A 12,929-nucleotide genomic window follows, 5' to 3' on the forward strand; every position below is an offset into this window, starting at 1 on the left:
GCATTATTAAATAGTTATCCATGTGTAAAATTGAATTTGTCTTTAAATTTAAAGAATTTTTTCTTTGAAATCCTATCAAGTGCACATTTTTATCGATGAAGTGCACATTTTTTAAGAAACTTTAACAGATTTCTAACCAAAAGACTACATTGGTTTAATTCCGAGTCGTGTAAAATATTGACTGCCAATGATTAATTCTGTTTTTAAGATTTTCGTTAAAACGATAAATTCTGTAATGATTTCAATGCTTAAAAGAAAATCGGTAATCTTTTGACATGTTAAAACCATTATCAGAAGATGAAAATCGTTAAATCAGGTATGGTTTGCCTTAGAAAATTGAGGGCAAGTCGAGTTTGGGGTAACGTTAAAATAATACGAACAACCGCTAGTTTTACAAAAACATAGTAATTTAACTGCTCAAATAGGGAGTAACTAATCCGCCCATTATAAAATGCCCCAAGTACCTATCAAAGTTCAACTCAGCACACTGCCTAATAGTCCGGGGGTATATCAATTCTACGATTCCGAAGATATCATCCTTTATATAGGTAAAGCCAAGAATTTAAAGAAAAGGGTGTCATCCTATTTTACAAAAAACCATGAATACGGTAAGACGAGGGTCATGGTAAAAAAGATTCGTTCGATTCAACATATTGTTGTACCCACAGAATCTGATGCGCTGCTATTAGAGAACAATCTTATCAAGAAATATCGGCCTAGGTACAATGTACTTCTTAAGGACGATAAATCATACCCATGGATATGTATTAAGAATGAACGTTTTCCTCGAATTTTTCCGACAAGGAAACTTATAAAAGATGGATCGGAATACTACGGGCCATATACCAGTATGAAAACGGTAAAGACCTTATTGGATCTCGTCAAAAGCGTTTACCCGCTTCGTACCTGCAACTATGACCTTTCTCAAGAAAAGATAAATGCGGGAAAATATAAAGTATGCCTGGAGTTTCATTTAGGCAACTGTAAAGGTCCCTGTGAAGGGTTACAGAGCATTACGGAATACGACAGGCAGATTGCCGATATTCGTGAAATTGTAAAGGGTAATTTTAAATCTTCACTCCATTATTTCAGGCACCAAATGAAGGCCTTGGCCAGTGAAATGCGATACGAAGAGGCACAACGTATAAAAGACAAGATAGAAATACTGGAAAACTATCAGGTGAAAACTACGATTGTAAACCCCAAAATCAATAATGTCGATGTGTTTTCCATTATATCGGAAGATACGTTTGCTTACGTCAATTTTTTACAGCTTTCCCATGGATCCATCATTCGCTCACATACATTGGAAATAAAGAAGAAACTGAATGAGACTGACGAAGAATTACTTCAGCTGGCGATTGTAGAAATAAGACAACGCTTCGACTCACAATCGAAAGAGCTTTATCTTCCGTTCAAGGTTATCGTAGAACCACATTTAAAAGTTACGATACCTAAACTCGGTGATAAAAAAAAGATTTTAGAGCTCTCTGAGCGTAATGCCAAATTCTTTCGACAAGAACGCTTCAAGCAGATACGTATTACAGACCCAGATCGGCATACCAATAGAATAATGGCCCAAATGCAAAAAGACTTGCGGCTATTTCAAGAACCTCGCCATATCGAATGTTTCGATAATAGTAATATACAAGGAAGCAATCCGGTGGCTGCCTGTGTCGTGTTTAGGAACGGAAAGGCATCAAAAAAAGAGTATCGGCATTATAATATCAAAACGGTGGAAGGCCCAGATGACTTTGCATCTATGGAGGAAGTCGTTTTTAGACGTTATAAGCGCCTATTGGCAGAAGATGAATCCTTGCCCCAATTGATTGTAATAGACGGAGGCAAAGGTCAGCTTTCATCAGCTGTAAAAAGTTTAGATATATTGGGATTACGGGGTAAAATAGCAATTATAGGAATCGCCAAAAGGTTGGAAGAAATTTATTTTCCTGAAGACCCCATACCCCTCTATCTCGATAAGAAGTCGGAAAGTCTAAAAATAATACAACAACTCAGAAATGAGGCCCACCGGTTCGGTATCACATTTCATAGAAACAAAAGAAGTAAGGCCGCCATTAATTCCGAATTGGAGGGAATCGATGGAATTGGCGAGAAAACGGCGGAAGAGTTACTGAAAAAGTTCAAATCGGTAAAGCGGATCAAGGAAGCTTCCATAGAAAATTTGGCTAAAAGTGTCGGAATGGCTAGAGCGAAAAAAATATATGAAACATTTCATTAAAAAAAACGACTTATATCGCACTATGCAAAAACTAAGTGTTTCAGTACTGTTTTTAATTTGCTCTTTCTTTTCTTTAGCCCAGAACGTGAAGAGTAACCAGGATATTAAAGTTGGGGTTGTATTAAGTGGTGGCGGTGCCAAAGGACTTGCCCATATTGGGGCCTTGAAAGTAATCGAAGAAGCCGGTATTCAAATCGATTATATTGGCGGTACGAGCATGGGGGCTATTATTGGCGGTTTATACGCTTCGGGGTATTCCGCTACGCAACTGGATTCTATTTTTAGAAGTATCGATTTCACGAATCTCATTCAAGACAATTTGCCACGTAGCGCCAAGTCATTCTATGAAAAGGAAGCGGCAGAAAAATATGCGCTGACCCTGCCTTTCGACAACTTAAAGGTCTCGTTTCCTCAAGCCTATTCGGGCGGGCAAAACGTCTACAATGAATTGGTAAGAATATTGTACCATGTTAAAGATGTCTCCGATTTCAGCAAATTACCGATTCCCTTTCTGTGTATTGCAACCGACGTAGAAACAGGTGAAGAAGTATTACTCGATAAGGGATATCTTCCTGAGGCCATAATGGCCAGTGGAACCTTGCCTTCTTTGTTCGAACCTGCTTCGATGGGCGAGAAGGTTTTGATAGATGGGGGTGTGGTTAATAACTATCCTATTCAAGAGGTAAGAAACATGGGTGCCGATATTATTATCGGGGTCGATGTACAACACGGTCTTCGTGACCGGGAAGCTCTTTTATCAGCAACTGAAATTTTACTACAAATCAACAATTACAGAACGGCCTTGGATATGGTTGAGAAATCTGCCATGACCGATATCTATATCAAACCCGATATCGGTGATTTTTCGGTAGTCGATTTTAATTCGGGGCAGAAAATTATCGATAGTGGAACCAGTGCCGCTATGGAGAAAATGGAGGCGTTAAAGAAGCTATCGAAACAAAAAGCTTCCCCCGGGGACAAAATAAAACCGGTAAAAATGCGGGATAGTATTAAAATAGACCGGCTCGTGCTAACGGGCAACGAAAATTATACCAGAGGTTATGTAAAAGGGAAGCTAAGGTTTGATCTAGTTGATAAAATTACTTTTGAAAAATTACAACAGGGCCTAAACAATCTTTCAGCGACGGGCAACTTTAAAACCATCAGATACGAATTATTGTCTAGCAGTGACGAGGTACATCTAGTGCTCGATTTGAAAGAAAATCCGATAAAAACCTATATTCGTTTGGGGGCACATTATGACGATTTATATAAAACGGCAGCTCTTATAAATATAACCCATAAAAATCTTTTGATGAAAGATGACGTGAGCTCCCTTGATTTTATTTTTGGGGATAACGTAAGATATGACCTTAAGTATTTTGTTGATAAAGGCGCCTATTGGAGCTTCGGTTTAAATTCTAGGTTCAATGCGTTTGAAAAAGAAGTAGATTATGGGTTGGTTGCCGGTAATTTCGACATTACGAACACTTCGAACATCAATACTATAAATTTTGATGTTACCGACTTTTCCAATCAATTCTATATTCAAACCGTTCTAAAAGAAGAATTTGCATTCAGTTTAGGTGTCGAACATAAGTTCTTGAAATATAGTACAAGAACCTTGGGTAATTTCTTTAATGAAGAAGATGAGGGTGTTGCTGGCGTGACTGCGGGCTCCAAGGGCCGGGTATTGTTCGAAAAGAGTAATTATTACAGCGCATTTGGGAAACTTGTGCTAGATACCTACGATGACAAATATTTCCCTACTAGGGGGCTATTTTTTGACGGGGACTTTCACTTTTACATACTTTCTTCTGATTTTAATAATGATTTCAAGGAATTTTCAATTGCCAAAGCAAAAATAGGGGGGGCGTTTTCGGTATCAAAAAACGTTTCCTTAAATTTTGAAACCTTGGGTGGGTTTAAGCTCGGTACTTCGGGCATCGCTACGTACGATTTCGTTTTAGGAGGGTACGGCACTAACCTGATCAACAATTTTGTGCCTTTTTTGGGGTATGACTTTTTAAGTTTACCCGGCAATAGTTTTGTAAAGGCCTACAGCAGGGTAGATTGGGAGTTCACCCCTAAAAACCATTTTACGCTTTCAGCAAACTATGCCAATGTCGATGATGACCTTTTTCGAACAGGGGAGTGGTTTACCGAACCTGATTTTTCGGGCTACGGCATCGGTTATGGTTGGGAGTCTTTTCTGGGCCCTGTTCAAGTGCTTTATTCTTGGTCGCCTGAAGGCAATTTTAGCAACTTCTTTTTTAGTATAGGGTACTGGTTTTAGTGAGGTAGGGGTTAATAATTTACCGAAAGCTGATTACTATTTCAAACTGATTTCTTTCCTAATAATGAGATGTATATAGGACGCAAATTGCGGAAGTATCATGGACATATCATTAGAATGTTTAGTTTATGATTACATATTTTAACAAGAATAATCTTCAAAAAAAGAGAAGAATTATTATATTTTTTTGTAGCCATTCATCGAAAATATTATAAGTTGATGCTTTTTTAACTTAATTTTATGACTTTAGATACGCCCTTTGCATACGTTCATAGTCCCATTTCTCATGTTACACGCCCTAGGTTTTTCCCAGAGTATCAATTTTGACCAAGTGGGCAAAGAAAAGTGGTTGCGCTATAATGGTGGCGTTGCGGCCAACGCAGTGTACTACGACGGAACGGCAAATCGGCAGAATCTAACTTACTATCTGACTGGGAACCTTAACTTCAATATTGCCGGGCTTTACAGTATTCCGTTATCTTTTACTTATTCGAATCAGGAGTTCGATTTTCCTAATCCTTTCAAATTTAACCGGTTAAGTTTACATCCTTCCTATAAATGGGCTATGGCACATATTGGTGATGTGAGTATGACCTTTTCGCCCTATACTTTAGCAGGACATCAATTTACAGGAGGTGGATTTGACCTGAATCCCAAAGGAAAATTTCAAGTCAGTGCCATGTACGGGCGATTTTTGAAGGCTACGGAATACAATTTTGAAGAACCTCTTGCCATTGCGGCCTACAAACGTATGGGTTATGGTATGAAGGCGGCTTATGATTTCGATTTTATGAAGTTGGGGGTTATTCTATTGAAGGTTGGTGATGAAGATAGTTCAATAGGAACATCGTTTCCTATAGAGCTGGAACTTTCACCTAAAGATAACGCAGTGGTTTCCTTTGAAACGCAATTTAGTGTTTTCGAAAAAGCCCAAATCAGAGTTGAATATGCCATTTCTGGGGTTACCGAAGACTCCCGTTTAACGGCTACTCCATTGAAAAGCGGGTTGCTTTCCTTTCTATTAAAGGAAAACATCAGTTCGAACTATTATAGCGCATTGAATGCATCTTTCGATTACCCCGCTGGAAACGGTACTCTAGGTATCGGTTATAAACGTATTGACCCAGACTATAAGACTTTGGGAGCTTACTATTTCAATAACGACCTTGAAAATATTACAATAAACGCCAGTCAGACCCTTTTTGATAATAAACTGAACTTCAGCGTCAATGCAGGTTTGCAGCAAAATAATCTCGATAAGGCCAAATCATCTGATCAGCAACGTATTGTTAGTTCGGTCAATGCCAAATTAACGGCTTCCGAACGTTTGGGCATTAATTCATCCTATAGCAATTTTCAATCATACACCAATATTCGAGACCAGTTCGATTACATCAACCAAGTTGGTGTTTTAGACAATGTTGATACCCTGAACTACCGGCAAATTTCCCAAAATGCTAATTTGGGAATAAACTATGTCGTTAAGAAAACAGAGGCCAAACAGCACAGTACTAGTCTCAATTTGGTTTACCACAATAGTATTAATCAGCAAGAGGGGGAAACCATTGAAGGTGGCGACAATTCATTCTATAACGGAGTAGCGGCTTACACTTTGGGGTATCCGAAGCTGGCATTTAATATTTCTCTGGCCGGTAATGCTTCTTACAATACCATAGCGGAAGCCAATCATCTGACACTTGGGCCAACACTGGCTATCGGAAAGCAATTTTTCGAGAAAAAATTACGCACCAATTTTTCAAGTTCATATAATAGCGCATTTACGAACGGTGCAAACCGGAACAATGTGTATAATTTTCGATTGGGTAGTAATTATTCCCTATTACAAAAGCATAACATAAGCCTTAATTTTATGGCACTTTTTCGTAATTCGGTTTTGAACACGGGCCGTGACCTTACTATAACTTTCGGTTACAGTTATGCTTTCGATAATTTTAAGCTACAAATAGAATCTGGTAATCGTGGTCGCAGTCACGATGAACTACTTTCACGAGAAAATACCCTAAGTTTTCGGTATCGAGATGTATCATATAGTGGTGCAATTTATGAACTAAACGAACAATTGACCAATGTGTATGAAAGTTCTGGGTTTACTGATATTCCGCAGTTTAAAAAAGATGACCTGAAAATACTCTTGGCCACTGTAAAAGAGCAAACAAAACAAGAAAACTATAAAGAAAAGGCCCTAATTTTTTTGAAGGAGCTTTATGCTTTTGATGATTTTAAGGAGGTTTATGATGATGCACTCTTCAATGTCATTGCTAAAATTCAGGAAGATATGCTTGAATTGGATATGGCCTTGGAAAAATTATTTGTCATAAAAAAACTAGAGGCAGACAAACACCCATTGAACGGAAAGGCAAAATCGCGGTATACGGAAAAGGACAAGGCTTTGGCGGAAGGTTATCAAGCGCTTTTGACCGACGAGCAGACCCGTTTGGAAAAGTTGGTCGGTCACCGTTGGATTGAAAACCAATTTGCCGCATACGATTCAAGGCAGGTTATTGAAAGTCCTAAGGGATACTTAAAAAGTTTTAAAGAGGCAATGGCTACTCAAGCATTTCTACAGTACGACAACATTGCTGATCCGACGGAATTGGAAAAATATTTAGAAATCCAGATTATCGATTTCTACTATAAAAAGTCGCTGAATACGGTTAACCCCGATTTGTTTGAGCTAAAATATATAGATAAGAATTAAGATGGTTTTCAGGTGGTAGTTGATGGCCTTTAGAGAAAAAATGAATAAAATTTTGGACATATTGACGCTGATGTTCTCATTACTTGGGAAAGGCCTCTCGGTAGCGTCAACTGAAAATTTTAACATCAATCGTACGAAAGGATTAAGAATCTCCATACCATTTAAAATAAACCGACAACGAACAAGCATCACCCGAAATCAAAAAACTTTATTTTTCTTTTTACTGTTTACTGTTTTCTTTTCTCTAGTATCGGCCCAAAACTTCCCAGTACAAGTAATTCCACAAACGACCCCGCCACCGCCAATTTATTTTTCAGACTACGCCGATGCAAATACGATAAGCAGTCCACTTCGGGTACAGATTGTTTTGAATGATTTCGAAATAGCTAATCGAGAGGTCCGGTTGCGCGCTTATTTCGAGGGAAATGGAATAACCTTTCAGAGTAACGATTTAGTAGTCGGAGCAGCACCATTGTTTTTGGAAGGTGGTGTTCCTTTGATTTTGACCAACGTAGAACTTGCTCCCTATTTCAGGTTTGAGAATGTTGTGGGAATTTCACCAAACGTATACGGAAGAGCTATTCCCGAAGGCGCCTACCAGTTTTGTTTTGAGGTTTATGATGTATTGACAGGGAATCGGCTCTCTCAAAAAAGCTGTGCCACCAGTGTAGTATTTCAGAACGGGCCGCCCTTTTTGATTTCTCCGAGAAATAAGACCAATGTGGAGGAAATCAATCCGCAGAACATCGTTTTTCAGTGGACGCCACGGCACATCAATGTCACCAATGTCGAATACGAACTCAGCATAGTTGAAATTTGGGATACCCAAGTAGATTCCCAACAGGCTTTTTTGAGTTCCCCTCCTGTTTTTCAGACTACCACCTCTGCAACCACATATGTGTACGTACCGGCAGATCCACTTTTTCTTTCAGGAAAAAATTATGCATGGCGGGTACAGGCTAAGGCAAAACAGGGCATCGAAGAAATCGGACTTTTTAAAAACCAAGGGTATAGCGAAATCTATTCATTTAGTTATGCGGGTAGCTGCGATTTACCGATTGGCATCAACCATGAAGTAAAAGGCAGTACGATTGCCAACGTTTTCTGGGACGATTTTTCTACGGATGTCCCAGAATATACGATACGTTATCGCAAAAAAGGAAATGATAACCAATGGTTCCTTAACAAAACAACATCTAACCAAACCACGTTTTGGGGTTTGAAAGCGGGCACCGTCTATGAGTATCAGGTACAGAAAAAATGTGCGGTCAGTAGCAGTGATTGGGGTATAAAAAAGCAGTTCACCACCTTTATCGCCGATGAAGAGGCTAGTGTATACGAATGCGGTATCACGCCCGATTTCAACTTGACCAGCAAGGACCCTCTGCCAAATATTAGTGCAGGCGATGCTTTTGTGGCGGGCGACTTTCCTATAAAAATCCTAGAGGTTAGCGGTAGTAATGGTCGGTTTACTGGGCATGGCTTTGTGACCATCCCCTATTTGAATAATATCAAAGTTGGGGTCGAGTTTACGAATGTGCTGGTGAATACCGATAAGCAATTAGCGGAGGGTTCGGTAAAAACTATTTACGATCCAAACCTAAATAGCATCTTGGATATTGACGATGCTGTTGAGACGCTCGATACTGTTACTGATTTGGTATCGGAGCCTTTTGAAGATGATAATGATTTAGATGAAATACGAGTCAATTGGGAAATCAATCCTGATAGGGATATCAAGTTAGAAAACGGGATGGTCATCATCACCAACCCTATTAATGGAACTAGCGAGTCTGAACCTTTGGGCGATGATAAGGTTATTATTGATATTGAAGGAAAAACCTATCATATTGATGCAGGCGGCAATATCACCGAAGGTGGCCAAATTGATTCAGGTGGAGCTGTAACCTCGGGCAATGTAGAGGGAATATCCAAAAATGGAGATATCCAGAAGCTTACAGCGAAAGACATTGTGGTCACTTTTGAGACTGCAGACGGTACGTATGGCTTTGATGAAATCCCGGAACTGGCTAATTCCGCAATTAAAAAGGAATACCTCACGATAAAAGATGGCAACGGTAAGGATTACACCTTAGTAAACAAAGCTGTCGAAAAAGGAAAGACCGCAATATTAACTGCAAGGGTAAAACAGACTGGAAGCAAGTATAAGCTGGAAGACATTATTTTCAAGACCCAACAGGGAGAAAAGATACCTACTGAAGTTTCTGAAAACAACACGATTCAACTTACCCTTACAGGAAACTACACTTTCGAGAATGAGACCATTTACGCTGTGGTACCTTCGTTGGAAGATGCGAGCAAGCAATTGACTGCTGGCGCCTTTACGCTTTGGCACCTCACCGATAGGCTGGTCGATGTTGTCTTGGTCGGTGTAAACGGGGCCAACATTCCCCGAGGCATCGTTTCCGAAATCAGGCAAATTTTCAAAAAAGGAGTAATTACCCTGAAAATCTTGATTGATGAAGGTGACAATCAACTAGACCTTGGTTTATTAGGCGGTAACGACCGATTAGACATTGGGGAAAGCGTATGGCTGACCAACTATAACCAAGAGCAAAAAGCAGTTATTTCGAGCTTAAAATCCCAGATTGCTTACGACCAGAATACCTATTACATTTTAGTGTTTGGCAACGATGTACAACCCTCTAAGCCTATAGGCGGTTTTATGCCGCTACAACGGCAATTTGGTTTCATATTCAATGGCGATGTAACTGCTGAAGAAGAAGGCAAGGGCAATTTAGCCAAGACCATCGCCCATGAAATCGGGCATGGCGTTTTTGCTCTTCGTCATCCATTCAATCAATATGGCTCCGAAAAAGAGAATACGAATTGGTTGATGGACTACGCCAACGGTTCACTTTTAAGTCATATGGACTGGGCTCAGCTACACAATCCGGACTTGAAATTTTATGTATTTCAGGATGACGAGGAGGGGGAGATTGCCGGAAAGATTTGGTTTACGCCTGATTGGAGGCCTTTTTCAGTAAAAGAAACAAGCACCATAACCTCTATAAGAACAGATAAGGTCCCTGTAGGAACTATACCGGGTTTCGAGTTGGACAATAAATTTTACCATGCTCGATTTGATGGGAAAAAATTTGTTGGTTATTTCCATAATTATGGCAAGCAAGATGAAAAAGAATACCAATTCAAGGTTTCAAATTTAAACAGTGATGCTGACGTGTATCTCTTTCAATACAATGGAGGTTGCGGTTACAATAGATATTACAAAACGAAATTCCATTATGCAAACGAGAAAAAGAGTACTCTAAAGCTTGGAACAGATACTAATGTAGAATATGTTGGCACAATTCCTTGTGCACAATCGGGTGATACCAATGAAAATCCGTTCAAATCGAGTATTTGCGAATACTTTGATGAGAAAAAATCGGTAAATGTAAAGGGAGTAGAGAAAGTAATAGAAAATCTAAATGCCGCACATATTCTTCGCAATGCGATAACTGACACGGATAAACCTAGGGAAAAAGGCAAATTTCATCATCTTGTAAATGTTTCGTCAGGCCATTTGGATGGACGAGCGGAAGTCGTAGAAGACAAATTGTACCTATTAAAACAGAAAACAGGAATTAATTTCTACGTCGTGTTCCAACCGATAGATAGCAAGATGGGCCTGCAGGCAAGGGACCTTTTTGCCGAACAAGTATTGAAGCAAAGTGATTTGGGTACAAACGGGAAAAATGTTGTCGTAACAGTGCCCTTTTTTACCCTTACTCCTTTAGTCAGTTTCACATCGATTAATTGTATACAGCCTGGTTTTGCCCAAAGTAATGCTTCAATAATTCGTAGTCAGAGTTTTGAATTCAAACAGGCAGACAATCTGTTGGAATATATTTTGGGTGCCTTTACAGATATTGAAAAACCATTATTTATTCGTAGATACTTCTTAAAAGCTAATGGTTCTCTAGTGAACCAAAAGCTTGAAACGAAGAATACAAATCGTTTAAGAGGCTATCCGTTTATAAATGCAGTGGAATTTTATGAAAGTCCAGAAATAAAGGAAATTGTTAGATACCAAAGTCTCATAAAAAATACTTCGCCAAATTTATATGAGATGGATGCTATATCCATTCAAAAGTTAAGAAAGGAGTGGATCAATGAACTAAACATGCTCTTTATACGCGCTGAGAAAAACGAAATCACTGCATTTAGGGAAAATAAAGTTGACTATTGGGGTGATAAAATAAATGTTCGAATAGGTGAGTTTCGCGAGTTCTTTATTAGGGATATTGCATTAACAAATACCTATGTCGGCACCAATATTAGAGGTACTTATCTCGAAAGCTGGAAAATACTCTTTGCGAGGTCAAATTTAGAATCGGAGCATTTATATGACTTCGATATGTGGTCAGTAGTCGACCAGACGGTTTATGGCGGTCTGGATGTAGTAAGTCTTGTACCAGGTTTGGATACTTTCTCCGACTTGGGTGGCGTATTGTATGCGGGTGTACGAGGAGATTTGGAAAATGCATTAATCTACTCAGGTTCCTTAGTAATTCCTTTTGCAGGTTCGAGTTATTTAAAAGGGGTCAAAAACGGCATTGAATATTCAGATGAGGCGTATGCAATTACCGCAAAAAAAATTAGAGGCGAAATTGAGTATGAGGTTAAGAAAGTTGCTGACGTAAAAGATAACGAACTTCAAGTATCGACCATTCTTACCAGTGATGAGGAAATCGCTAAAAAGATTGGCGAGGAAGATTTTAACAACTATGTAGACAAAGAAAGTGTTGCGAAATTATTAAACGATTTAGGCAAAGAAGCTAATAATTCGATAACTTCCTTTGGCAAACTTAGTATAAATTCCGGGACTACACTTGATATTTCGGCATTCAATAGACTATCGAGTCAACTTGAATCCCAAAACTTTGTTAGATTCGATAATAATCAATATTTCATCCAATCTCCCAAATCCTTCTTGAAGGAAAAAGGCAGCACATTATATGAGATGATATTTGATGAAAAGTACTACGTAAAATATGATTTGAGTGATGGAAGAATATTATTGGCTAATGTCGAGGATGGCACATATTATGCCTTCGCTCAGAACAAGTCGCCATTAATAATTAAAGAAGGAGATAATGTTGATGACGTCATTCGCGTTCATCTAATCCTTCAAACCGATAAATTGAAGTCAATTCTTGGTTTGACAACAGAGAATACAATAAAAATTCTAGATAAGAGTATTATTCCTTCAACAATTAAAACCACTACTCTAATAGGCAGGATGCGGGAAGGCAAATACAATATAGGTAAACTTAAAAAAGAAATAGGAGATTTTAAAAATATTGATTTAGGTGAAATACCCGGATGTATCAATATTCTTAACAGACCGGATAAATATTGGCAAGGTCTGAAAAATTGGCTTAAGGCTCATAATTTGCCTTGGATGCAAAGAGCTATTGATAGAGGAGATGATATTTTTTTGGTATCTGATCCAAGGGATTTAGAAACGCTCTTATTCGTTACACTAAATACGGGAGAAATAGCGCCCTCTATTACGGCCTACGAACTTCGGCTTTTAAAAAATAATTCCGTAAAAGTTAAGCCACAGAATGTCTCACAAGAAAATTGGCACAAAATAGTCGAAGAACTAGAAGAAATGGAAGAGCAAGAACTTTTTGAAATTGATTAGT

The 12,929-nt window shown here is 38.8% G+C and carries 4 protein-coding genes; all 4 read left to right on the forward strand.

Translation table 11 applies throughout. The features are described 5' to 3' along the window. Positions 1–451: 451 nt before the first annotated feature. The 4 genes from uvrC (at position 452) to BLS33_RS06435 (ending at position 12,928) form a co-directional block, all read left to right on the forward strand. A complete protein-coding gene (uvrC, locus tag BLS33_RS06420) occupies positions 452–2,239 on the forward strand; it encodes an excinuclease ABC subunit UvrC (protein WP_089886655.1) in 1,788 nt (595 codons plus the stop codon). Positions 2,240–2,261: 22 nt separating this feature from the next. Beyond that, entirely contained in the window at positions 2,262–4,535 is a 2,274-nt protein-coding gene (locus BLS33_RS06425; RefSeq protein ID WP_089887110.1) for a patatin-like phospholipase family protein, read from the forward strand. A gap of 286 nt (positions 4,536–4,821) precedes the next feature. Continuing rightward, on the forward strand, positions 4,822–7,254 hold the full coding sequence (locus BLS33_RS06430; RefSeq protein ID WP_089886656.1) for a TonB-dependent receptor: 2,433 nt from the start codon (positions 4,822–4,824) through the stop codon (positions 7,252–7,254). Positions 7,255–7,294: 40 nt separating this feature from the next. Beyond that, the gene (locus BLS33_RS06435; protein ID WP_143017583.1) at positions 7,295–12,928 is read left to right on the forward strand and encodes a hypothetical protein; all 5,634 of its coding nucleotides are present in this window, start codon (positions 7,295–7,297) and stop codon (positions 12,926–12,928) included. Position 12,929 lies beyond the last annotated feature (1 nt).

The sequence above is a fragment of the Kriegella aquimaris genome, assembly GCF_900103215.1.
GTDB lineage: Bacteria > Bacteroidota > Bacteroidia > Flavobacteriales > Flavobacteriaceae > Kriegella > Kriegella aquimaris.

Bases quoted from the DNA above. Each gene is read 5' to 3' on its own strand.
- BLS33_RS06430 (WP_089886656.1), top strand. From the start codon at position 4,822: ATGTTACACGCCCTAGGTTTTTCCCAGAGTATCAATTTTGACCAAGTG.
- BLS33_RS06425 (WP_089887110.1), top strand. From the start codon at position 2,262: ATGCAAAAACTAAGTGTTTCAGTACTGTTTTTAATTTGCTCTTTCTTT.
- BLS33_RS06435 (WP_143017583.1), top strand. From the start codon at position 7,295: ATGAATAAAATTTTGGACATATTGACGCTGATGTTCTCATTACTTGGG.
- uvrC (WP_089886655.1), top strand. From the start codon at position 452: ATGCCCCAAGTACCTATCAAAGTTCAACTCAGCACACTGCCTAATAGT.